Origin of the sequence: Pantoea sp. Lij88, from assembly GCF_030062155.1 — a bacterium.
In the GTDB taxonomy this organism is placed as follows: Bacteria; Pseudomonadota; Gammaproteobacteria; order Enterobacterales; family Enterobacteriaceae; genus Pantoea.
Genome location: NZ_CP118269.1, coordinates 816,915 through 840,294 on the forward strand (window position 1 = coordinate 816,915; position 23,380 = coordinate 840,294).

Below are 23,380 nucleotides of genomic sequence, written 5' to 3' on the forward strand. Positions count from 1 at the left end.
CCGGATTAAATCAGGTGAGGTCGGCCATCAGCACTTTTGAACGACGCTGATAGTTATACATCTCTTTTTTACTCTCAGGCAGTGACTCAATATCTACCGGCGTAAAGCCGCGTTCCTGGAACCAGTGGATACTGCGCGTGGTTAACACAAACAGCTTTTCCAGCCCCATCTGCTTCGCCTGCAACGCTACGCGCTGCAACAGCATCTCACCGCGTGAAGAGCTGCGATAGTCAGGATGAACCGCCACACAGGCCATCTCGCCAATCTTCTCATCCATAAACGGATAGAGCGCGGCACAGGCGATGGTCAGATTGTCGCGCTGAATAATCGTGAATTTATCGATCTCCATTTCCAGCTGCTCGCGTGAGCGACGCACCAGAATGCCCTGCTGCTCCAGAGGGCGGATCAGTTCGAGGATGCCGCCGATATCGTTGATATTGGCGCGACGGATCTGCTCGGCCGACTCCATCACGATCTGCGTACCGATACCGTCGCGTGAGAAGAGCTCCTGCAACAGCGCGCCATCTTCCTGATAACTGATTAAATGGCTGCGGCGCACGCCACTGCGGCAGGCTTTTACGGCACCACGCAGGAAGCGCACCGTTCCGGAAAGATAGTCGCCTTCCTTTTCAATTTCGTCGATACGCGCCTGCGCGTCATTCGGGAACAGCTCGGAGATGATTTCGCCTTCACTGTTCAGTACGCCCTGTTCAGAGCAGAAACCGATCATTTTTTCCGCTTTGAGCTTAATCGCCAGCTGGGTGGCAACCTCTTCCGAAGTCAGATTAAAGCTTTCGCCGGTAACAGAAACCGCCACCGGCCCCATCAGCACAATGGCATCGTTATCCAGCTGACGATGAATGGCCTCTTCATCAATACGACGGATACGCCCGCTGTGACAGTAATCCACGCCATCATCCACGCCCAGCGGCTGTGAAATAATGAAGTTGCCGCTGACCACATTGATATGCGCACCCTGCAGCGGGGTGTTGTTGAGACTCATCGAGAGGCGGGCAGTGATATCCAGCTGCAACCGGCCAGCAGCCTGCTTCACTAACTCCAGCGATTGCGCGTCAGTCACCCGGGTAAATTTATGATAAACCGGCTCCAGCTGCTGCTGGGCGAGGCTGGCATCAATCTGCGGCCGGGCGCCATAAACGACGACCAGGCGGATGCCCAGGCTGTGCAGCAGGCCGATATCATTAACGATGCCGGAGAAGTTCTCATGCTCAATCGCTTCGCCACCGAGCATGATGACAAAGGTTTTACCCCGGTGGGCATTGATATAGGGAACGGTATGGCGAAAACCCTGAACCAGTTCGGTACTACGTTCCTTCACGGCCAACCCTCAGTGAATGTTTATTCGTATTTTTTGTATTTTTATGCTTTTACGCCCGATTTTGCAAGTCTTAATCCTGACGAAAATTTACGTTTTTATGAGTGTCAAAGACGCTAACAGCCTGCATTATTTAGGGTTTCCGGAGTGACATCATCCTGCGGATTGGATAAAGTTTTCGCCGCCATTTGATTAACTGGCGATTTTTTAGACATAACACAGCAGCTGGAGCGGCATGTCAGACGGTAATTCCCAATTTTCACGCAGACGATTTTTACAGGGGACAGGCGCCTTACTGCTGTTAAGCGTCAGCCGCACAGGGATGGCGGCGAAGAACCACATAGTGGCGGTGCGTATCTGGCCCTCATCCACCTACTCGCGCATGACGCTGGAGTCAAATGTCGCACTGAAGTATAAGCAGTTCGCGCTGAGCAATCCCGAACGCCTCGTCATAGATATTCAGGGCCTGCATCTCAATTCGGCCCTGAAAGGGGTGGATAAGCAGGTACGTGTTGACGATCCCTTTATCAAAAATGCCCGTGTCGGCCAGTTCGACAGCAACACGGTGCGCGTCGTCCTGGAGTTGAAGCGCAACGTCGCGCCGAAGATCTTCAATCTCTCACCGGTCGCCGGGATCAATCACCGGCTGGTGGTCGATCTCTATCCGAGCCAGAACCCGACAGAAGAGGATCCACTGCTGGCCCTGCTGAAAGATTATAACCAGGGCGATCTGGAGAAAGATGAGGGCGTGCAGGCCCCGTTGCCGGGTAAAGCGGGGCGCGATCGTCCGATCATCATCATGATCGATCCGGGGCACGGCGGGGAAGATCCGGGTGCGCACGGCAAATATAAGACCCGCGAAAAAGATATTGTGCTGAAGATCGGACGGCGGCTGAAAGCGCTGATCGATAAAGAGTCCCACATGAAAGCCTATATGACGCGCAATGAAGATGTCTTTATTCCGCTGCGCGTCAGGGTCGCCAAAGCCCGTAAACTGCGTGCCGATCTCTTTGTTTCTATTCATGCGGATGCCTTTACCAGTCGCGCAGCGCGTGGCTCTTCGGTGTTTGCCTTATCCACCAGCGGTGCCACTTCCGCAGCCGCCCGTTTCCTGGCGCAGACGCAGAATGAATCCGACCTGATTGGTGGTGTCAGCAAAAGCGGTGACCGCTATCTGGATCACACCATGTTCGATATGGTGCAGCGCCAGACGATTCACGACAGCCTGAAATTTGGTAAAGAGGTGCTGCATCGCATGGGGCGCATCAACCATCTGCATAAACGCACCGTGGATCAGGCCGGATTTGCGGTGCTGAAAGCCCCGGATATTCCGTCCATTCTGGTAGAGACCGCGTTTATCAGTAATGTGGAAGAGGAGCGTAAATTGCGAACCACCCGCTATCAGCATCAGGTCGCGGAGGCGATTCTGGAGGGTATCAGGGCGTATGTGAAGAGTGGGGCGGCACTGGCCCATCGGTAACGGGGAGTGCGGGTAGCCCGGCTATCCGCGCGCTTTTCAGGGCAGAGAGGGCTAAAGAGGCGTTCCGGGAACGTCAGAAACAAAAAAACACCCTTTCAGGTGTTTAAATGATTGGTTGCGGGGGCCGGATTTGAACCGACGACCTTCGGGTTATGAGCCCGACGAGCTACCAGGCTGCTCCACCCCGCGTCCGTATCATACTTTTTCACATTGTGACTTCTGTAAAACTACTGCAGAAGTATTGGTTGCGGGGGCCGGATTTGAACCGACGACCTTCGGGTTATGAGCCCGACGAGCTACCAGGCTGCTCCACCCCGCGTCCGTATTGCTTCTATTACTTTTACTTCTCACACTGTGACTTCTGTAAAACTGCTTCAGAAGTATTGGTTGCGGGGGCCGGATTTGAACCGACGACCTTCGGGTTATGAGCCCGACGAGCTACCAGGCTGCTCCACCCCGCGTCCGTGGAAGCGCACTATACTCTCCGCGCTGATTCATGCAACCCCTTTTTGCAGATAAACGTCAAATTAACAGCCAGTTGCTGAAGGATTCAGCCATCTGATTAATTATTGAACTGATATGCGCCCGGTCAAAGCGGATGCATTTCATTCTGTCGGGGGCTTTGCTATCGTCGCGGGGCGAACAGTTATAAAAAGAGAAGATAATGAAATCACATTGGGTGAAGTATGCACTTACTGGCGCGTTAATCACGCTGCTGGCGGCCTGTAGCTCTAAACCGACCGATCGCGGTCAGCAATATAAAGATGGCAAATTTGAACAGCCGCTGGCGCTGGTGAATCAGCCCAACGCGAAAGGCGCGCCGGTTAATGGCAAAGATTTTGGCGATCAGGTGCGCCAGATTCAGTCCGCGTCATCCGCCCTTTATAGTCGTCAGAACGGCACCTACAGCGCAATTGAAAGCTGGCTGATGGCGGGAGCCGATACGCGACAGCTTCGTCAGTATGGCCTGAACGCCTGGCAGATGGAGGGAACGGATAACTACGGTAACGTGCAGTTCACCGGTTACTACACGCCGGTCGTCGAAGCACGTTACACCCGACAGGGTGAGTTCCAGTATCCGATCTACCGCATGCCGCCGCGTAAACGCGGTGAAAAATTACCGAGCCGCGCCTCTATCTATAGTGGCGGACTTGATGACCGCTACGTCATTGCCTACAGCAACTCGCTGATTGATAACTTCATGATGGACGTGCAGGGCAGTGGTTATGTCGACTTTGGCGATGGCCGCCCGATGACCTTCTTTGGTTACGCCGGTAAAAATGGCTGGGGCTACCACAGTATTGGTAAAGAGCTGATCGATCGCGGCGAAGTGAAGCGTGAAGATATGTCGATGCAGGCGATTCGCCAGTGGGCGCAGGAGCACTCTCCGCAGGAAGTGCGTGCGCTGCTGGAAACCAATCCGTCATTCGTCTTCTTTAAAGCTGAGCCGTTTACGCCGGTGCGCGGTGCCAGTGCCGTTCCGCTGGTAGCGAAAGCCTCCGTTGCCTCTGACCGCTCAATTATTCCGGCGGGCACCGTACTGCTGGCGGAAGTGCCGCAGTTAAATGAGAAGGGCAAATTCAACGGCAAATATGAGATGCGCCTGATGGTGGCGCTCGACGTGGGCGGCGCGATTAAAGGCCAGCACTTTGATATCTATCAGGGTATCGGCCCGGACGCCGCACATCTGGCGGGCTTCTACAATCATTACGGACGCGTCTGGGTGATCAAAGCCGCACCGGGGGCCGGACAGCCGCTGTTCTCCAGCCCGCAAAACGGTAATAATGGTTCACTGCTTCTCGGCGCTAACTAATTTCTTCTCTGCGGGCCTCCGGGCCCGCACGACGTAACAGGTTCAACTATGAAAGTGTTAAATGACGCCTGGCATCAGCGCTTTGGCGGCACGGCGCGTCTCTATGGCCAGGATGCGCTGCAACGTTTTGCTGACGCACACTTCTGCGTCATCGGTATTGGCGGCGTCGGATCCTGGGCGGCGGAAGCACTGGTGCGCACCGGGATTGGTAAAATCACCCTGATAGATATGGATGATGTCTGTATTACTAACACCAACCGACAGCTTCACGCGCTGCAGGGCAACGTTGGCAAAGCCAAAACGGACGTGATGGCAGATCGGCTGCGTGCGATTAATCCCGACTGCGAAGTGATCTGCATTGATGACTTTATTACGCCAGAGAACACCGCCGAACTGATGGCCGCCGGTTTTGACTACGTGATCGATGCTATCGACAGCGTGCGGCCTAAAGCGGCGCTGATCGCCTGGTGTCGCCGGAATAAAATCCCGTTGATCACTACCGGTGGTGCGGGCGGGCAGATCGATCCGACCCAGATCCAGGTCAGCGATCTGGCGAAAACCATTCAGGATCCGCTGGCGGCGAAGCTGCGTGAGCGACTGAAAAGCCTGGGTGTGGTGAAAAACAGCAAAGGTAAACTCGGCATCGACTGCGTCTTTTCCACCGAAGCACTGGTCTATCCGCAGGCAGATGGCAGTGTCTGTGCTTCACGCAGCACGGCAGAGGGTCCGAAGAGAATGGATTGTACATCCGGCTTTGGCGCAGCAACCATGGTCACCGCCACCTTCGGCTTTGTTGCCGTTTCGCATGCGCTGAAGAAGTTTCTGGCTCGCGCGGCCCGTCAGGACGCCGTCAGCGCCTGACGTGCGGCGTGCTCAACTGCGGTGGTCAGCGCCTGCAGGCCGCTGCTGCGGGAGGCGCTGAGCTGGGCGCGCAGGCCCAGTTCATCAAACAGGGTTAAGGGATCGGTGGCCAGCAATTGCTCCGGCGTCTGGCCCTCAACCGCGGTCAGCAGTACGGCAAGCAGGCCGCGCACAATCCGTCCTTCACTGTCACCATAGAAGTGCAGTGAGCCATCCTCAGTTAACTGGCTGCCCAGCCAGACCCGGTTTTCACACCCGCTCAGTTCAATGTCCGCTGTTTTCAGTTCCTCCGGCAAGGCAGGCAACTGGCGGCTTAGCTGGATCAGCTGACGATAACCATCCTCCCACTGATGAAAGCGGCTAAAGCTCTCTTTCAGACTGGCAACGGTAATCTGTTCGCCAAAGGGGTGTGGCGCTAACAGCGATGAACGCATAATCAAAACTCCGATAACAGCGAGATGGCGCCTTTCATGGCGCGCACCAGCGCATCAACATCCTGCAGATTATTATAGGGTGCAAAAGAGGCCCGCAGCGTGCCGCTGACGCCCAGCGCCGCCAGCAACGGCTGCGCACAGTGCTGGCCCGCGCGCAGGGCGATGCCCTGTTCGGCCAGCAGCGTCACCAGATCGCTGTGATGCAGGTCAGCAAATTCAAAAGCCAGCAGACTGGCGTTGCCACAGCGGAAACTACGGAAGCCGGGCAGTTCTGCCAGCTGCTCTTCCGCCAGCGAGGCAAGCTGCTGACTCCAGCGCTCCGCTTCGGGCAGATCGTACTGCGCCAGCCAGCTCAGTGCTGCACTCAGACCCACCACGCCCGCCACATTCGGGGTACCGGCCTCAAAGCGCCACGGCACCGGCTGCGGCGTGAAACCACCGAAATCGACATCCGTGATCATCTTACCGCCGCCCTGCCAGGGCTCCATCGCCTCCAGCAGTTCCGCTTTGCCATATAACGCGCCAATGCCCATCGGGCCGTAAATCTTATGGCCGGAAAAAGCGTAAAAGTCGATATCCAGCGTCTGTACGTCAGGCGGGCAGTGCACCACGCCCTGCGCGCCATCGACCATCACTTTCGCACCCACGGCGTGCGCTAGCGGAATCGCCCTGGCAAGATCGGGACATCCGCCGGTGACGTTCGACATCTGACCCACGGCCAGCAGGCGGGTGCGGGTGTTGAGCAGGGCAGGTAACAGGCTGATATCCGGCAGATGGTCCGGCCCCAGCGGCCATTTTACGACGCGGGCGCCGCACGCCTGAGCGGCCATCAGCCAGGGAACCAGGTTGGCGTGGTGTTCCGCCTCGCTGACCACAATCTCATCACCGGGCTGCAGGCGCGGCCGCAGCCAGCTGTTCGCCACCAGGTTTATTGCTTCGGTGGTGCCGCGCGTCCAGACAATCTCACGATCGTCAGCGGCGTTGAGCCAGCGGGCAACCTGATTGCGCGCCTGTTCATAGCGATGGGTTAAGGCCTGGGCGGCGGCAAACTGGCTGCGATGTACCGTACCCGCGCTGAGGCTGTAAAACTGCTGCGTGCTGTCAATGACGGCCTGCGGCTTCAGCGTGGTCGCCGCGCTGTCGAGATAAACGCCGGCGTCGGCGAGCGCGGGAAACTGCTGGCGGAATGCGGTGGGATTAAATGCGGTCATGCCTGGTCCATGATAAGAAAAATTAGGACCAAACTGAAAGAATGGTCTGCGTCTGGCAAAGCTGGAAAAGCGCGTTATGCTGAATATTGCAAGGTTTGAACCAAACCCGCATAACTACGGGACGTTTACTAGTCGAACTCACTTATCGGCTGCCTCGGGTTAGCGTAACGCGGGTGGTTTGATGCAATCAATCTACAAGGAGATAGCAGATGAAAAAACTTACCGCAGTACTGGCCATGTGTACGCTGGCTTTCACCCTGACTGCCTGTTCAAGCAATTACGTGATGCATACCAATGATGGACGCACCATTGTCGCTGCCGGCAAGCCTAAAGTCGATAACGATACCGGCATGATCAGCTATAAAGATGCGAATGGCAACGAGCAGCAAATCAACCGCTCTGATGTCAAAGAAATGGTCGAGTCTGGCAAGTAATACGCAAAAAAAAGCACCGCAATTAGCGGTGCTATTTAAAAATCACTATGGACAGACAGGGTAAATCTACAGGAATTAAGAGCTCGATCCGCAATCGTCGGATCAAAAATTGCAAACACAACATCACGACCACAAGCCAAAAGCTTTCAGAAAATCTGCGAACTCACTCACAATTCTAAAAACTTTTCGTTCCGGCTCAGGAAGTGCGGCAACTATAGGTATTTGCTGGAGGTTCCTCAACGGACAAATTATAATGCCTCGGATTAAAAATTCTAATACGTAAACGCTTTGCATAAGCCTGCGTATTTTTCGCCGATCCGGATACGGAAAACCATGTCGAAACGCCTTCCTCCTCTCAACGCACTGCGTGTTTTTGATGCCGCTGCGCGCCATTTAAGCTTTACCAAAGCCGCTGAAGAGCTGTTTGTCACCCAGGCTGCTGTAAGCCATCAGATTAAATCTCTGGAAGATTTTCTGGGGTTAAAGCTGTTTCGCCGGAGGAATCGTTCGCTGTTACTGACCGAAGAAGGGCAAAGCTACTATCTCGACATCAAAGAGATTTTCCAGGCGATCAATGAAGCGACCCGCAAACTGCAGGCGCGCAGTGCCAAGGGTGCGCTGACGGTCAGTTTACTGCCGAGCTTTGCCATTCAGTGGCTGGTTCCCCGCCTCTCCAGCTTTAATATGGCTTATCCGGGAATCGACGTGCGTATCCAGGCGGTTGACCGTGACGAAGAGAAACTGGCCGACGATGTTGATGTGGCAATTTTCTACGGACGGGGCAACTGGCCCGGTCTGCGGGTTGAAAAACTCTATGCCGAATATCTGCTGCCGGTCTGTTCGCCATCGCTGATGACCGGGGAAAACCCGCTGAAAACGCCGATGGATCTCTCGCGCTTTACCCTGCTGCATGATGCCTCCCGCCGTGACTGGCAGTCGTATATCCGGCAACTGGGTCTGCAGCATATCAATGTGCAGCAGGGGCCGATCTTCAGCCACAGCGCCATGGTGCTGCAGGCGGCAATCCACGGTCAGGGGGTGGCGCTGGCAAATAATGTGATGGCGCAGAGTGAAATAGAAGCCGGACGGTTAATCTGCCCGTTTAATGATGTATTAGTCAGTAAAAACGCTTTTTATCTGGTTTGTCATGACAGTCAGGCAGAACTGGGTAAAATAGCCGCCTTCCGACAGTGGATCCTGGAAAAAGCGGCAACCGAACAAGAAAAATTCCGCTTCCGCTATCAACAGTAACAGTTTGATTTGTTTGCATTCAGATGCAAAAAGCACCCAGAGGATCGGTTAATGTCCAGTCGTGCCATGTTTGTTTTTGCGGCTATCAGCGGATTTCTGCTGGTGGCTTTTGGCGCATTTGGTGCCCACGTTTTGAGTCAGTCGCTTGGCGCGGCTGAAATGGCCTGGATTCATACCGGGCTGGAATATCAGGCTTATCACACCTTAGCGGTGATGGGACTGGGCGCCGCGATGTTACGCCGTGCCAATATCTGGTTTTACTGGAGCAGTGCGCTGATGGCGCTCGGCACCGTGTTGTTTAGTGGCAGCCTCTATTGTCTGGCGCTGTCACACCTGAAGTTTTGGGTATTTATCACACCAGTGGGCGGGATCTGTTTCCTTGCCGGTTGGGTATTGATGTTGATTGGCGCTCTGCGTCTTAAACGAAAGGCAGAACGCCATGAATAAAGTTTTACTCTATTGTCGTCCCGGTTTTGAAAAAGAGTGTGCGGCGGAAATCAGCGCCAAAGCGGCCGAACGTGAAATCTACGGCTTTCCACGGGTTAAAGATGACTCCGGTTACGTGCTGTTTGAGTGCTATCAGTTTGAAGATGCGGAGCGTCTGGCGCGTGAACTGCCGTTTGACGAGCTGATCTTTGCCCGTCAGATGCTGGTCGTCGGCGAAATGCTGCGTGACCTGCCGCAGGAAGATCGCATCACCCCGATCGTCGGCATGCTGACTGGCGTGGTGGAGAAGGGCGGCGAACTGCGTGTTGAAGTACCTGACACCAACGAAGCCAAAGAGCTGACCAAATTCTGCCGTAAGTTCACCGTGCCGCTGCGTTCAGCACTGCGTGAAAGCAAAATTCTGCTGAATTATGAAAGTCCGAAACGCCCTGTGGTGCATGTCTTTTTCATCGCACCTGGCACCTGTTACGTTGGCTACTCCATCCGGGAAAACAGCTCGCCGTTTTACATGGGTATTCCACGCCTTAAGTTTCCTTCCGATGCACCAAGCCGTTCCACGCTTAAGCTGGAAGAGGCGTTCCACGTCTTTATCCCTGCGGATGAGTGGGATGAGCGTTTAGCCAGTGGCATGTACGCCGTGGATCTCGGAGCCTGTCCGGGCGGCTGGACTTATCAGCTGGTCCAGCGCAGCATGATGGTTTATGCGGTGGACAACGGACCGATGGCCCCAAGCCTGATGGATACCGGCCAGGTGATGCACGAGAAAGCCGATGGATTTAAATTCCGTCCGCCACGCACCAACATCAGCTGGCTGGTGTGTGACATGGTGGAGAAGCCGGTTCGCGTGGCTAACCTGATGACCGACTGGCTGGTCAACGGCTGGTGCCGTGAAGCGATCTTTAACCTCAAATTGCCGATGAAAAAGCGTTATGAAGAGGTGACGCAGAATCTGGCAATGATGCAGGAGCGCTTTGATGAGAATGGCATTAACGTGCAGATTCGCGCCCGCCAGCTCTATCATGACCGCGAAGAGGTGACGGTTCATGTGCGCCGTATGTGGGCAGCCACCGGTGGCCGTCGCGACGAACGTTAATCGCCGGGCTGAGTGCAATCGCACTCAGCCGGTATAACGCAGCGTATTCAGATTTCCCTGCAACACCAGATCCCGCTTCAGCGTGGCCACCTGACGGCTGATCTCAGCCATCTGCTGGCCTTCCGCGAGCTTTTCCTGCCATTTGGCGGGTACCTTATCCAGTTGCTGATAGATCCCTTCGAGCGTATGAAACTCAGTCAGCAGCTGTTTCGCGCTTTTCGGGCCGATGCCGGTGATGCCCGGAATTTTACTGCTGCTGATGCCGCACAATCCCCAGTAGTCGGGTAACAGCTGTGGTGCCACGCCAAATTCAGCGTCGATAAAGGGCAGATCGAGCCACCGTTTCTGAAAATAGTCGCGAATACGGATCTCGGGTGCCAGCAGCTGACAATAGCCTTTGTCAGTGGAGACAATGGTGGCCTGATGTCCGGCCTGAGCCATTTTCACCGCCAGCGTCGCCGCTAAATCATCCGCCTCATCCTCGCCCGCTATCCAGCAGCTGACGCCTGCGGCGCGAAAAGCCTCCTGTAACGCTGGCATCTCTGCCTGTAAATCGTCTGGCATCGGCGGGCGACCGCTTTTGTAATCGGGAAGCAGCTGATGCCGCCAGCCCTGATGACGCGCTTCGCCATCAAATACGGCGACAGCGTGCGTTGGATGGGCGTGACCCAGTACCTGGCGCAGCGCGGCCACGCAGCCTTCGACACAGGGTGAGCCTTGTACCGCATGCAGACGGCGAATCAGATTCAGCGCGTCAACAATAACAAGATGAAGAGCCATGAGAGTATGGGCAGCCCGTGGGCTGCCTCCTGGTTTATTTGATAATTTCGTAGCAGGGGATGTAGGCGGTGCCTGGCAGCTTCATGCGTTGCTGAGCAACGAATCCCTGCAGCAGTTCATCCATGCGGTGCATGATGTCGGGGTCGCCATGCAGTTTAAAGCGTCCCTTCTCACGGATTTCGCGGATGCCCATCTCTTTAACGTTACCCGCGACGATGCCTGAGAAGGCGCGGCGCAGGTCGGCAGCCAGCTTCTCGGGAGGCTGGTTGGTGTAGAGATTGAGGTTCGCCATATTTTCATGGGTTGGCAGGAACGGCACCTGCAGATCCGGTTCAATGCGAATCGACCAGTTGAAACTGTAAGCATCGCCGGTTTCGCGACGATTCTCTTTCACCTGCGGCATCGCTTTCTTCATCAGACGCGCCACTTCTGCCGCGTCATCAATGATGATCTGATAATGCTTCCGCGCCTGTTCACCCAGCGTGTTAACGATGAAATCATCCAGCACGCGGAAGTAATCGGCGCTCTCTTTCGGGCCGGTCAGAATCAGCGGCAGCACCTGATCGCTGTTGTGCGGATTCATCAGGATGCCCAGCAGATAGAGCAGCTCTTCTGCCGTGCCGACGCCGCCAGGGAAGATGATGATGCCGTGGGCAATACGCACAAAAGCTTCCAGACGTTTTTCAATGTCCGGCATGATGATCAGCTCATTCACCAGCGGATTCGGCGGTTCAGCCGCGATGATTGAGGGCTCGGTCAGGCCGATAAAGCGGCTGTCACGATAGCGCTGCTGAGCGTGGCCAACGGCAGCTCCTTTCATCGGCGCTTCCATCACGCCCGGCCCGCAGCCGGTACAGATGTTCAGTTCACGCAGCCCAAGCTGCGTTCCGACATTGCGGCAATACTGATATTCGACAGCGTTGATGGAGTGACCACCCCAGCACACCACGGTGTTGGGATACTCGCCGATGTGCAGTGCCCGCGCATTACGCAGAATAGAAAAGACGGTGTTGGTGATCGTGGCGGAATCGTTCTCTTCCGCTGCCGTGAAACGGCCCGGCATGTTGAGCTGACCGCTGACAAACAGGATGTCACGCAGCACGGCAAACAGGTTTGCCTGCAGTGAACGGATGATGCGGCCATCCACGAACGCCTCTTCCGGCGGATTGATCAGTTCCAGTTTGACGCCGCGCTCACGGCGCAGCACGTTGATGTCGAAATTCTCAAAGCGGGAGAGCAGTTCGTGGCTGCTGTCAGTCTGGCTGCCGGAGTTCAGCACGGCCAGGGAGCAATTGCGGAACAGCTGGTAGAGGTCACTGCTGGCTGTGCGCTTCAGCATATCCACTTCCAGCTGCGAGAGCAGATCCATTGAGCCAAGTGGGCTGATATGGGTAATCAAATGAACTCCTTTACACCCGCCTGGGTGCGTGTTGGCACTGCAAAGGCAGTGACGAAAATCCCTGGTCGGCAACCCGCAGGTTGCCGCCATCACCAGAGTAGCCTTGTCGGCCCGCACAGCTCAAGCGGAACTGCGCTTCCTGCACGCAGCCTGCGAGAAGTCTCGCAAACTACTGACGAACCAGCCGTGAAAAACCGGGGGAGAAGGGCACATTGGTGCGCCACGGGTTGATATCCAGCCCGCCACGACGGGTATAACGCGCATACACGGTCAGCGCTTCCGGATGGCAGAAACGCATCACATCATTAAAGATGCGCTCGACGCACTGCTCGTGAAATTCGTTGTGCTGGCGGAACGAGACCAGATAGCGCAGCAGCGCTTCACGCTCGATACGCGGGCCTTTGTAGCGGATCATCACCGAGCCCCAGTCAGGCTGATTGGTAATCAGGCAGTTTGACTTGAGCAGGTGGCTGACCAGCGTCTCCTCAACGATTTCACTGCCTGTGGCATCCGCCAGATAATCCGCATTGAAGCGGTAATCCTCGATGGCGATATCCTGCTCATCAATGCAGGTGCCCTCAAAATGACCGATAGGCTGGCCTTCAATCTCATGAAGACGGAACAGCGCGACCCGCGCTTCACCTTCGGCACAGGCACTCAGATCCCGCTCCAGCGTCTGACGGACCTCGCCCCAGTCCGCAAAGCGGGTCTGGTTGAAACTGTTCAGGTAGAGCTTGAAGCTTTTCGACTCGATAAGATTGCGGCTCTGCGCGTCCAGCACCACTTCGCCGACGGCAACCTGAGGCAGCCCTTTGCTGTTGAGCCACGAGAGTTCATACAGCGTCCAGATATCGCTGCCGGTAAAGGGCAGGCTGTCGGGAAACAGGCCAAGCGGTTCACGGTTCAGGCTGCGTGGCACCGACTGCAGTAAGCTGTTGTCATACCGATCGTGATAGGCTGTGGGTTTGCCCAGCGTCAGGTTACTGAGTGCCTGATCCTGTTCGTGAGTAGTCATTGCGGTTACCACCAAAATTAATCAAAGTGGGTAAGTGTAACCCATCAGAAGTGAGAATATGAATGATGCAGCAAACTGCCGCCGCGTTGCGCGACTTTACCACCCGATACTGCCAGCACTGGCTTCAGCACGCGGGGCATGCACCGGCCAGCAGCGATCTTTATGGCGTCCCCTCGCCCTGTAAAAGGGAGGATCGCGATCAGCGTGTCGTCTGGCAGCCGCAGCCGTTTAGTCTGCCTCCGACGCTGGATGCGATTGAGCGGGCAATCGACATCCAGCTCCAGCCGTCGATCACAGATTTCTACACCACGCAGTTCGCCGGGGATATGCAGGCCCGTTTTGGTGAGAACCCGCTGACACTGTTGCAGGTGTGGAGTGAAGAGGATTTCCTGCGGTTACAGGAGAATCTGATTGGGCATCTGGTGATGCAGCGCCGCCTGAAACAGGCGCCTACGCTGTTTATTGCCACGACCGATTCAGAGGAGGAGATCATCTCTCTCTGTAATCTCAGTGGCGAAGTCATTCTGGAGCAGCCTGGCCGTAAACAGCGTGTCGTCTTAGCGGAAAGTCTTGAGATATTTCTTAAGTCATTACAACCGGTTATCATCTGATTTGCAGTGATTTGCCGCTCGGCTTGTAAGACATCTCTTACATCTGCTGTAAGAGATCGCCATATAACGGGTGAGACATCCGGAAGGCCGATATGTAAAAATATTGTGAATCATCAACTTAATGGCGTTTATCCTAAATTGTGCCGCAGATTTCGTAAAGTTCCGCTGTGAGTACCTTGTGCGCGTAACGAGTTCTGTCAAAATGTTTCGCACTGCAGGACGCTCAGGAAACAGATATCGTCAGGATGATGATAAGCCATGAGGCAGGAACGTAACGGAGCTTACGGCACACGGAAGGTTTCAGGACGAAACAGGAACGCTCAGGATTGGGCAAGGGACACCTCCAGGATGGAGAACGAGAACCCCCTCAGACGAGGTGGTGGGCCAGGACGCTAAGGATACATCAGGATGATGCGCGACAGGAGTTCGCACTGGACAAGTTGTCATGGAAGAGCAGGGAGCAAAAACGTAGCGGGAAGGCTGCAAACGAACCGGGAGCACTGTTTATACAGTGCTCCCTTTTTTTGTGCCTGTGCCAACAAGTGATATGCTTGCCGCCCATTTTTGACTGCTCGCTGGAGGTGGCGCATGACGCCTGAACAATTGATTACGCAACGGCTGGAGCAACTGGAAGCGGTGATGCGTGAGCACCATCTCTGGCAGAGTATGCCGCCAGCCGAAGGCGCGCTGGAGAGCCAGGAACCCTTTTGCCTGGATACGCTGGAGCCGCTGCAGTGGCTCCAGTGGGTCTTAGTCCCGCGGATGCATGCCCTGATTGCCGCCGGGCATCCGTTACCGCAAAACTTTGCCGTTGCTCCCTACTATGAAGTGGCGCTGGAGTCTGACCAGCCCGGTATTGCGCCGCTGCTGCTGACCCTGCGTCAGCTGGATACGTTGATCGGGGATGCTGCCCACTGATGCTGGAGATACTCTATCAGGATGAGTGGCTGGTGGCCGTCAACAAGCCCAGCGGCTGGCTGGTTCATCGCAGCTGGCTGGATCGCCATGAAACGGTGTTTGTGATGCAGACCGTGCGTGATCAGATCGGACAGCATGTCTTTACTGCGCATCGTCTGGATAAGCCCACGTCAGGCGTGCTGCTGATGGGGCTTTCGAGCGAAGTCGGACGTCTGCTTTCCCTGCAGTTTGAACAGCACCAGATGCAGAAAACCTACCACGCCGTGGTACGCGGCTGGCTGGAGAGCAGCGGGACGCTCGATTATCCGCTGGTGGAAGAGCTGGATAAAATTGCTGACAGGCACGCCACTGAAGCGCGAACCGCACAGCCCGCCATCACCGATTATCAGTCACTGGCCACCGTTGAGATGCCGGTCGGCATTGGTCGTTATCCCACGTCGCGTTACAGCCTGGTTGAAATGGCCCCGAAAACCGGTCGCAAGCATCAGCTGCGTCGCCATATGTCACACCTGCGTCATCCGATTATCGGTGATTCTGCGCACGGTGATCTGCGTCAGAACCGGGGGGCCGCCGAACATTTTGGCGCTAACCGACTGATGCTGCACGCCAGCAGCCTGGCATTGACCCATCCGGTGACCGGTGAACCTTTGCTGATTCGCGCCGGACTTGATGGCGTCTGGCAGAATCTGATGAATCAGTTTGGCTGGCAGGATCAGATTCCTGAGGTGCCGCGGGTTGAGTTTGACGCAGCACCAGGACAGGATAACGTTTCAGAATAAGGGAGAAAGCAGATGGCAAAGATTGGCATTTTTGTGGGTACGGTTTACGGCAATGCGCTGATGGTGGCGGAAGAAGCGGAGCCGTTACTGCAGCAACAGGGGCACAGCGTCACCGTGTTTGACGATCCGACGCTGGCTGACTGGCAGAACTATGCCAGCGACGTGGCGCTGGTGGTTACATCGACCACCGGGCAGGGCGATTTTCCCGACACGATTTCAGGTCTGTTCCATGCGATTAAAGATAAGCTGGGTCATCAGCCTGCACTGCGCTATGGCGTGATTGCGCTGGGTGACAGCAGTTATGACCATTTTTGTGGCGCGGGCAAAGCCTTTGATGCGCTGCTGCAGGAGCAGGGCGCGCAGCGGGTTGGAGAGGTGTTACTGGTTGATGCCACTGAAAACCCTGAGCCGGAAGCGGTTACCTCTCCGTGGGTTGAAGCCTGGGGCGCGCAACTCTGATGGCGATGCCAGGCTTATCTCTGCCTTAGCAGCATAAAGATAAGCCTGGCGTGCGATATCAGGTAATGGGTGCCGGGTTAAACACCGCCAGCTGATTACGGATGCCCCAGCGATCGGACCAGGTCTGCTTCCTGCCACTGGCAATGTCCAGAATCAACTCAAACAGTCTCCAGCCTACCTGTTCAATACTCTCTTCACCGGTCGCAATTGTCCCGGCATTGATGTCCATCAGATCGTGCCAGCGCTCGGCCAGGGCATTACGCGTCGCCATCTTGATCACCGGAATCGCAGCCAGACCGTAAGGCGTTCCGCGCCCGGTAGTGAACACCTGCAGAGTAATACCTGACGCCAGCTGCTGCGTTCCGCAGACAAAATCGCTGGCGGGCGTCGCCGCATAAATCAATCCACGCCGCGTAGGCCGCTGACCGGGTGAGAGCACTTCAACAATGGCGCTACGTCCCGATTTAGCGATTGATCCGAGAGCTTTCTCCACCACGTTCGCCAGCCCGCCTTTTTTATTGCCCGGCGACGGGTTAGCGCTGCGGTCGGTCTGGCCCTGGTCGAGGTAATTGTCATACCAGGCCATCTCCTCCAGTAAGCGCTTACCAACTTCCTGATTAATGACGCGCGGTGTCAGCAGGTGAATCGCATCACGCACTTCAGTCACTTCCGAGAACATTACGGTCGCGCCGCAGCGCACCAGTAGATCAGAGGCGAAGCCCACGGCCGGATTCGCCGTTACGCCCGAGAACGCATCGCTGCCACCACACTGCATACCGACAATCAGTTCTGCCGCCGGGCAGGTTTCACGCTGGCGCTGATTAAGCCGCTGAAGATGACGCTCCGCGACCTGCAGAATCTCATTCACCATCGCCCCAAAGCCCACCAGTTTTTCATCCTGCAAACGCACGATGTCATGATCGTCCAGCGAAATGGCCTGCACGTCAGGCGTGCCGGTCAGCAGACGCTCCGGCTGTAACTTTTCACAGCCCAGGCTGACGATCATCACTTCGCCGCCGAAATTGGCATTCAGCGCCAGGTTATGAATAGTGCGAATCGGCACCACCGCAGCAGGCGCGTTGATCGCGACGCCACAGCCATAAAGGTGGTTCAGGGCGACCACGCCATCGACATTCGGATAGCGCGGCAGTAAATCCCGTTCAATGATCTGCACGACATGATCCACCACACCCGCCACGCAGTGAACGCTGGTGGTGATGCCAAGCAGGTTACGTGTGCCCACGCTGCCATCCGCATTGCGGTAACCTTCAAAGGTGTAGCCCTCCAGCGGCGGCAAATCAGGCGGAACCTGCGTGGCTAACGGCAGACTCTCCAGCGGAGGAGCTTCCGGCAGCGCCACCAGAGACTCATCAATCCAGCTGCCCCGGGCAATATCCCGCAATGCATAGCCAATGACTTCGCCATAACGCACGATCTCAGCACCCTGATTAATCGCGCTCAGCGCCACTTTGTGGCCCTGCGGCACATGCTCTGTGAGTGTCAGGCCATCCGCAAACTGCGTGCCGGCTGGCAGACCCAGGCTGTTGACCACAATCGCCACATTGTCGTGCTCATGGACTTTGATATAGAGCGGTTGTTCATTTGTGTTGGGGTTCATCGCTCACCTTCCTGTCTGTCGTGCCGTACTTGTGCGGCACGCTGTAATGTTCTGACCTGTCACACGCTTGTTTGCCAGCTTCAGTATAGGGAGGGCGGTCAGGTGGCGCATTGTGCAAATGACCACCATTGAGGCCATTCAACCGACTGTTTTGAGACGATTATCCAAAAGCAAGTGAAGAGCCTCACAAACAGCGGGGGAAAGCGTTATCCGGGGCGGATTCCGCACGGGTATTTGCCACTTTCGTGAGCCACGCCGCAGGGTTTTGTGCATCCGCCAGACATTCACTTCATTAACTCGGTTATTCCAGGGCGATGCGCCAATGTGATCGCCACAACCTGTTCTTATACTGAGTTTCGTTAGCCAAAGTCAGGTTATCTGTCACGACGTATTACTCATCCGCAGAGGCTGAAGAGACGCATACCCGCCGCTTCTGTCCGCCGCCGGATGAATAAATAAAGGTTTGCCAGAACAACAAGATCGCCGTGTTTAACCCAACTTCTCTCTGATACCCAACGCGATGTGTATGCAGTCAGAGCGAATGTAGCTCACGCTATATTTCAGGAGTGCATCATGAATAGTTTCAGCCAGACAGCGGAAACGGTGCAGAAACGCACTAATGCCCGTTACTGGATTGTGGTGATGTTATTTATCGTCACCTCATTCAACTACGGTGACCGCGCAACCATTTCGATTGCCGGTTCGGCGATGTCCAAAGATATCGGCCTCGACTCGGTCGGACTGGGCTATATCTTCTCTGCCTTCTCATGGGCGTACGTTATTGGTCAGATTCCGGGCGGCTGGCTGCTCGATCGCTTCGGCTCAAAACGTGTCTATTTCTGGAGCATCTTTACCTGGTCGCTGTTTACCCTGCTGCAGGGCTTCGTTGATATCTTCAGCGGCTTCGGCATCATCATGTCGCTGTTTATTCTGCGTTTTCTGGTCGGTCTGGCCGAAGCGCCGTCCTTCCCCGGCAACAGCCGCATTGTGGCCGCCTGGTTCCCGGCGCAGGAGCGCGGCACGGCGGTCGCCATCTTCAACTCGGCGCAATACTTCGCCACGGTGATCTTCGCCCCCATCATGGGCTGGCTGGTCTCTGAAGTGGGCTGGGCGCACGTGTTCTGGTTCATGGGCGGCCTGGGCATCATCCTCAGCTTTATCTGGCTGAAAGTGATCCACGATCCTACCGATCACCCCGGCGTGAACAAGGCTGAACTGGAGTACATGGAGCAGGGCGGCGCGCTGATCAATATGGATGTCAAAAAGGACACCCGCAAAGTGAGCTGGAGCGAGAAGTGGTTCCAGATCAAACAGCTGCTGACGTCACGCATGATGCTGGGCATCTACCTCGGTCAGTACTGTGTTAACGCCTTAACCTACTTCTTTATTACCTGGTTCCCGGTCTATCTGGTGCAGGCGCGCGGCATGTCGATTCTCAAAGCGGGCTTCATTGCTTCGATTCCGGCGGTGTGCGGCTTCCTCGGCGGCGTACTGGGTGGGGTGATTTCTGACTGGCTGATGCGAAAAACCGGCTCGCTGAATATCGCGCGTAAAACGCCGATTGTGCTCGGCATGCTGCTCTCTATTTCGATGGTGATGTGTAACTACACCGATACCGAATGGATGGTGGTGTTCTTTATGGCACTGGCGTTCTTCGGTAAAGGCATCGGTGCGCTGGGCTGGGCGGTGATGGCAGATACCGCGCCGAAAGAGATCAGCGGCCTGAGCGGTGGCCTGTTCAACATGTTCGGGAATATCTCCGGCATCGTTACCCCTATCGCCATCGGTTACATCATCGCGACAAGCGGATCCTTTGAGGGCGCGCTGGTCTATGTCGGCATTCATGCCTTTGTCGCCGCCTTCAGCTTCCTGGTGATTGCCGGAAACATCAAACGTGTCGAACTTCAATCCTGGCCCGGTAAGGACGCATCATGAATACGCAAAGTTCACCGGTGATTACTGAGATGCAGGTTATCCCGGTTGCCGGTTACGACAGCATGCTGCTCAACATTTGCGGTGCGCACAACGCCTGTTTTACCCGCAATATCGTGGTGCTCACCGACAGCGCCGGTCACACCGGCGTCGGTGAAGCGCCAGGCGGCGACACCATCTATCAGACGCTGGTAGAGGCGATTCCGCAGGTGAAAGGTCAGCAGATTGCCCGAATGAACCGTCTGGTGCAGCAGGTGCACAAAGGCAATCAGTCGGCTGACTTCACCACCTTTGGCAACGGTGCCTGGACCTTTGAATTGCGGGTTAATGCCGTGGCCGCGCTGGAAGCCGCGCTGCTCGATCTGCTGGGACAGTGCCTGGGCGTTCCGGTGGCTGAACTGCTGGGACCGGGCAAACAGCGTGATGAAGTCACGGTGCTGGGCTATCTGTTCTATCTCGGCGACCGCCGCAAAACCGATCTCCCTTATCTGAGTGGTGAGCAGGCCAGCCACGACTGGTATCACCTGCGTCATCAGGAAGCGCTGACCAGCGATGCCGTGGTGCGGCTGGCTGAGGCCGCACAGGATAAATATGGCTTTAAAGATTTCAAGCTCAAAGGTGGCGTGCTCCCCGGTGAGCAGGAGATCGCCACGGCGGCAGCGCTCAAGCAGCGCTTTCCCGACGCCCGTATCACGGTCGACCCCAATGGGGCCTGGCTGCTGGATGAGGCGATAGCGCTGTGTAAAGGGATGCAGGATGTACTGAGCTACGCCGAAGATCCGTGCGGCGCGGAGCAGGGCTATTCGGGACGTGAAGTGATGGCCGAGTTCCGGCGCGCCACCGGCTTGCCGGTCGCCACCAATATGATCGCCACCAACTGGCGTGAAATGAACCACGCGGTGATGGTCAACGCGGTCGATATTCCGCTGGCCGATCCTCACTTCTGGACGCTGAGCGGCGCCGTGCGGGTCGCGCAGCTGTGCGATGAGTGGGGCCTCACCTGGGGCTGTCACTCCAATAACCACTTCGATATTTCGCTGGCGATGTTCACCCATGTGGGTGCAGCGGCGCCAGGCAATCCTACCGCGATTGATACCCACTGGATCTGGCAGGAGGGCGATCAGCGCCTGACTAAAAATCCGCTGCAAATCCGTAACGGGAAAATTGCCGTACCGGATGCGCCTGGCCTGGGCGTTGAGCTCGACTGGGAGCAGGTAAACAAAGCCCATCAGCTTTATCAGTCACTGCCCGCCGGTGCACGTAACGACGCCACCGCGATGCAGTATCTGGTTCCCGGCTGGACTTTTGATCGCAAGCGCCCGGCATTTGGCCGGACAACAGCATAAGGAGCAGGAGATGAGTTCAACACCGAAAGTGACCGCCATGCAGGTTATACCGGTCGCAGGCTACGACAGCATGCTGCTGAACCTCAGCGGCGCTCACTCGCCATTCTTTACCCGCAATATTGTGATTATCAAAGATAACGCCGGACACACCGGCGTCGGCGAAATTCCGGGCGGCGAGAAAATCCGCCAGACGCTGGAAGATGCCGCCTCGCTGGTGATCGGCAAAACGCTGGGTGAGTATAAAAATACCCTCAGCCTGGTGCGCAGCACTTTTGCTGACCGCGATGCGAACGGGCGCGGCAACCAGACGTTTGATCTGCGCACCACGATCCATGTGGTGACCGGCATTGAAGCGGCGCTGCTTGACCTGCTGGGCCAGCACCTGGGCGTTAATGTCGCCTCGCTGCTGGGCGATGGGCAGCAGCGCGACCGCGTTGAGATGCTCGGCTACCTGTTCTACATCGGCGACCGCAATAAAACGTCGCTCTCATATCAGAACCAGCAAAGCGACCCTTGCGACTGGTATCGGCTGCGTCACGAAGAGGCGCTCACCCCGGATGCGGTGGTGCGTCTGGCTGAAGCCGCTTATGAGAAATATGGCTTCAACGACTTCAAACTGAAAGGCGGCGTCTTGCGCGGCGGTGAAGAGGCTGAAGCGGTCACCGCGCTGGCAAAACGGTTCCCTGAAGCCCGTATCACCCTCGATCCCAACGGGGCCTGGTCGCTCAACGAGGCGATCATGCTCGGCAAACAGCTCAAAGGTGTGCTGGCCTACGCAGAAGATCCCTGTGGCGCCGAGCAGGGCTACTCCGGCCGCGAAGTGATGGCCGAGTTCCGCCGCGCCACCGGCATGCCGACCGCCACCAACATGATCGCCACCGACTGGCGGCAGATGGGGCATACCCTGTCGCTGCAGTCGGTCGATATTCCGCTGGCTGACCCGCACTTCTGGACCATGCAGGGCTCGGTGCGGGTGGCACAGATGTGTCACGACTTCGGCCTGACCTGGGGTTCGCACTCCAATAACCATTTTGACATTTCGCTGGCGATGTTCACCCACGTTGCCGCTGCCGCGCCGGGTGCGATTACTGCGATTGATACCCACTGGATCTGGCAGGAGGGCAATCAGCGCCTGACCAAAGAGCCGTTCCAGATCAAGGGCGGCATGGTGCAGGTGCCGCAGAAACCGGGCCTGGGCGTTGAGCTGGATATGGATCAGGTGATGCAGGCCAACGCGCTCTATCAGAAGCAGGGGCTGGGCGCGCGTGACGATGCCGAAGCGATGCAGTTTTTAGTGCCGGGATGGACTTTCGACAATAAACGTCCTTGCCTGGTACGTTAACCTTTTCGGCTCCCCGTGCGGAGCCATCGTCACAGGAGTTCAACCATGAGTAATGCAGCCTGGCCCAATGGATTTCGTCGTCGCCTGTTAGCGGGTGACACCCTGATTGGCAGCTGGTGCGCGCTGGCCAGTCCGATCTCAACTGAAATCCTGGGGCTGGCCGGTTTTGACTGGCTGGTCCTGGATGGAGAGCACGCGCCCAACGATATCACCACGTTTGTGCCGCAGCTGATGGCGCTGAAAGGCAGCCACAGTGCGCCTGTGGTGCGTCCGCCCTGTAACGAGCCGGTGATCATTAAGCGTCTGCTGGATATCGGGTTTAACAACTTCCTGGTGCCGTTTGTCGAGACCGAAGAGGAAGCCCTGCGGGCGGTCGCTTCTACCCGCTATCCACCAGCCGGGATCCGCGGTGTTTCCGTGTCGCACCGCAGCAACATGTACGGCACGCTGCCGGATTACAACCAGCTCATTAATGACAACATCACGGTGCTGGTGCAGATCGAAACGCAGCAGGCGGTCGACAACATTGACGCGATTGCAGCCGTTGACGGCGTGGACGGTATTTTTGTCGGGCCGGGCGATCTCTCCGCTGCGCTGGGCTACCTCGGCCAGCCTGCGCATCCTGAAGTGCTGAAAGTGATTAAACACGTCTTTGAACGTGCTAAAGCCGCCGGTAAGCCGAGCGGGATTCTGGCGCCGGTTGAAGCGGACGCGCGTCGCTATCTGGAGTGGGGCGCCACCTTTGTGGCCGTCGGCAGCGATGTCGGGATGTTCCGCAACGCCTCGCAGGCGTTATGCGACAAATTTAAGCGCTAATCAAT

The 23,380-nt window shown here is 56.4% G+C and carries 22 protein-coding genes and 3 tRNA genes; 15 read left to right on the top strand and 10 right to left on the bottom strand.

Annotated elements, in window-relative coordinates; all coding sequences use genetic code 11:
* Positions 1-10: 10 nt before the first annotated feature.
* Positions 11-1,339, bottom strand: coding sequence for an amino-acid N-acetyltransferase (argA, locus tag PU624_RS07745; RefSeq protein WP_003853937.1), 1,329 nt, complete (start codon positions 1,337-1,339; stop codon positions 11-13).
* 232 nt (positions 1,340-1,571) lie between these two features.
* Here argA and amiC point away from each other — a divergent pair, with 232 nt between their 5' ends.
* Positions 1,572-2,816, top strand: a complete 1,245-nt coding sequence (gene amiC / locus PU624_RS07750) for an N-acetylmuramoyl-L-alanine amidase AmiC (RefSeq protein ID WP_283547179.1) — start codon at positions 1,572-1,574, stop codon at positions 2,814-2,816.
* 112 nt (positions 2,817-2,928) lie between these two features.
* Here the strand turns inward: amiC and PU624_RS07755 are convergent.
* From PU624_RS07755 to PU624_RS07765, 3 genes are all read right to left on the bottom strand, one after another.
* A tRNA-Met gene (locus PU624_RS07755) sits at positions 2,929-3,005 on the bottom strand.
* 53 nt (positions 3,006-3,058) lie between these two features.
* A tRNA-Met gene (locus PU624_RS07760) sits at positions 3,059-3,135 on the bottom strand.
* A gap of 65 nt (positions 3,136-3,200) precedes the next feature.
* A tRNA-Met gene (locus PU624_RS07765) sits at positions 3,201-3,277 on the bottom strand.
* A gap of 203 nt (positions 3,278-3,480) precedes the next feature.
* On the opposite strand from PU624_RS07765, the gene mltA reads away from it, so the two are divergent.
* Together mltA and tcdA are read left to right on the top strand one after the other, a co-directional pair.
* Positions 3,481-4,629: a murein transglycosylase A gene (gene mltA / locus PU624_RS07770; protein ID WP_283547180.1), complete on the top strand. Its 1,149-nt coding sequence runs from the start codon at positions 3,481-3,483 to the stop codon at positions 4,627-4,629.
* Between the two features lie 48 nt (positions 4,630-4,677).
* Positions 4,678-5,490, top strand: a complete 813-nt coding sequence (gene tcdA, locus PU624_RS07775) for a tRNA cyclic N6-threonylcarbamoyladenosine(37) synthase TcdA (protein WP_283547181.1) — start codon at positions 4,678-4,680, stop codon at positions 5,488-5,490.
* Here the strand turns inward: tcdA and csdE are convergent.
* Both csdE and csdA read right to left on the bottom strand, forming a co-directional pair.
* On the bottom strand, positions 5,469-5,924 hold the full coding sequence (gene csdE, locus PU624_RS07780) for a cysteine desulfurase sulfur acceptor subunit CsdE (protein WP_283547182.1): 456 nt from the start codon (positions 5,922-5,924) through the stop codon (positions 5,469-5,471). The two genes, tcdA and csdE, sit on opposite strands and share 22 nt — an antisense overlap.
* A gap of 2 nt (positions 5,925-5,926) precedes the next feature.
* Positions 5,927-7,135, bottom strand: coding sequence for a cysteine desulfurase CsdA (gene csdA, locus PU624_RS07785; RefSeq protein WP_283547183.1), 1,209 nt, complete (start codon positions 7,133-7,135; stop codon positions 5,927-5,929).
* A 209-nt stretch (positions 7,136-7,344) separates the two neighbouring features.
* On the opposite strand from csdA, the gene PU624_RS07790 reads away from it, so the two are divergent.
* The 4 genes from PU624_RS07790 to rlmM all read left to right on the top strand — a co-directional run bounded on the left by PU624_RS07790 (position 7,345) and on the right by rlmM (position 10,360).
* Positions 7,345-7,569, top strand: a complete 225-nt coding sequence (locus PU624_RS07790; RefSeq protein ID WP_090965769.1) for a YgdI/YgdR family lipoprotein — start codon at positions 7,345-7,347, stop codon at positions 7,567-7,569.
* Positions 7,570-7,902: 333 nt separating this feature from the next.
* Positions 7,903-8,820, top strand: coding sequence for a transcriptional regulator GcvA (locus PU624_RS07795; protein WP_283547184.1), 918 nt, complete (start codon positions 7,903-7,905; stop codon positions 8,818-8,820).
* Positions 8,821-8,871: 51 nt separating this feature from the next.
* On the top strand, positions 8,872-9,267 hold the full coding sequence (locus tag PU624_RS07800; RefSeq protein WP_013358901.1) for a DUF423 domain-containing protein: 396 nt from the start codon (positions 8,872-8,874) through the stop codon (positions 9,265-9,267).
* A complete protein-coding gene (gene rlmM, locus PU624_RS07805) occupies positions 9,260-10,360 on the top strand; it encodes a 23S rRNA (cytidine(2498)-2'-O)-methyltransferase RlmM (RefSeq protein ID WP_033783981.1) in 1,101 nt (366 codons plus the stop codon). Before PU624_RS07800 ends, rlmM begins: the two co-directional genes overlap by 8 nt.
* A gap of 24 nt (positions 10,361-10,384) precedes the next feature.
* Here the strand turns inward: rlmM and xni are convergent, their stop codons facing one another.
* From xni to queF, 3 genes are all read right to left on the bottom strand, one after another.
* On the bottom strand, positions 10,385-11,140 hold the full coding sequence (gene xni, locus PU624_RS07810; RefSeq protein ID WP_283547185.1) for a flap endonuclease Xni: 756 nt from the start codon (positions 11,138-11,140) through the stop codon (positions 10,385-10,387).
* Positions 11,141-11,174: 34 nt separating this feature from the next.
* On the bottom strand, positions 11,175-12,539 hold the full coding sequence (gene ppnN, locus PU624_RS07815) for a nucleotide 5'-monophosphate nucleosidase PpnN (RefSeq protein WP_283547186.1): 1,365 nt from the start codon (positions 12,537-12,539) through the stop codon (positions 11,175-11,177).
* Between the two features lie 169 nt (positions 12,540-12,708).
* Positions 12,709-13,554 (bottom strand): NADPH-dependent 7-cyano-7-deazaguanine reductase QueF, encoded by an 846-nt coding sequence (queF, locus tag PU624_RS07820; RefSeq protein WP_283547187.1) that lies wholly within the window; start codon positions 13,552-13,554, stop codon positions 12,709-12,711.
* Between the two features lie 62 nt (positions 13,555-13,616).
* Between queF and syd the strand changes: the two genes are divergently transcribed.
* The 4 genes from syd (at position 13,617) to PU624_RS07840 (ending at position 16,321) form a co-directional block, all read left to right on the top strand.
* Positions 13,617-14,165, top strand: coding sequence for a SecY-interacting protein (gene syd, locus PU624_RS07825; protein WP_283547188.1), 549 nt, complete (start codon positions 13,617-13,619; stop codon positions 14,163-14,165).
* A gap of 588 nt (positions 14,166-14,753) precedes the next feature.
* Positions 14,754-15,083: a YqcC family protein gene (locus PU624_RS07830; protein ID WP_283547189.1), complete on the top strand. Its 330-nt coding sequence runs from the start codon at positions 14,754-14,756 to the stop codon at positions 15,081-15,083.
* Entirely contained in the window at positions 15,083-15,862 is a 780-nt protein-coding gene (gene truC, locus PU624_RS07835) for a tRNA pseudouridine(65) synthase TruC (RefSeq protein ID WP_283547190.1), read from the top strand. Before PU624_RS07830 ends, truC begins: the two co-directional genes overlap by 1 nt.
* Positions 15,863-15,874: 12 nt before the next feature.
* Positions 15,875-16,321, top strand: coding sequence for a flavodoxin (locus tag PU624_RS07840; protein ID WP_283547191.1), 447 nt, complete (start codon positions 15,875-15,877; stop codon positions 16,319-16,321).
* Between the two features lie 58 nt (positions 16,322-16,379).
* Here PU624_RS07840 and garD read toward each other — a convergent pair whose 3' ends face one another.
* Positions 16,380-17,939, bottom strand: coding sequence for a galactarate dehydratase (garD, locus tag PU624_RS07845; RefSeq protein ID WP_283547192.1), 1,560 nt, complete (start codon positions 17,937-17,939; stop codon positions 16,380-16,382).
* A 573-nt stretch (positions 17,940-18,512) separates the two neighbouring features.
* Here garD and PU624_RS07850 point away from each other — a divergent pair.
* From PU624_RS07850 to garL, 4 genes are read left to right on the top strand one after another with little or no spacing between them, the layout of a single operon-like run.
* Entirely contained in the window at positions 18,513-19,874 is a 1,362-nt protein-coding gene (locus PU624_RS07850; RefSeq protein ID WP_283547193.1) for an MFS transporter, read from the top strand.
* Complete coding sequence (locus PU624_RS07855; protein WP_283547194.1) at positions 19,871-21,217, top strand: enolase C-terminal domain-like protein; 1,347 nt, start codon at positions 19,871-19,873, stop codon at positions 21,215-21,217. Before PU624_RS07850 ends, PU624_RS07855 begins: the two co-directional genes overlap by 4 nt.
* 10 nt (positions 21,218-21,227) lie before the next feature.
* On the top strand, positions 21,228-22,559 hold the full coding sequence (gene gudD, locus PU624_RS07860) for a glucarate dehydratase (RefSeq protein WP_283547195.1): 1,332 nt from the start codon (positions 21,228-21,230) through the stop codon (positions 22,557-22,559).
* A gap of 45 nt (positions 22,560-22,604) precedes the next feature.
* Entirely contained in the window at positions 22,605-23,375 is a 771-nt protein-coding gene (gene garL, locus PU624_RS07865; RefSeq protein WP_283547196.1) for a 2-dehydro-3-deoxyglucarate aldolase, read from the top strand.
* Positions 23,376-23,380 lie beyond the last annotated feature (5 nt).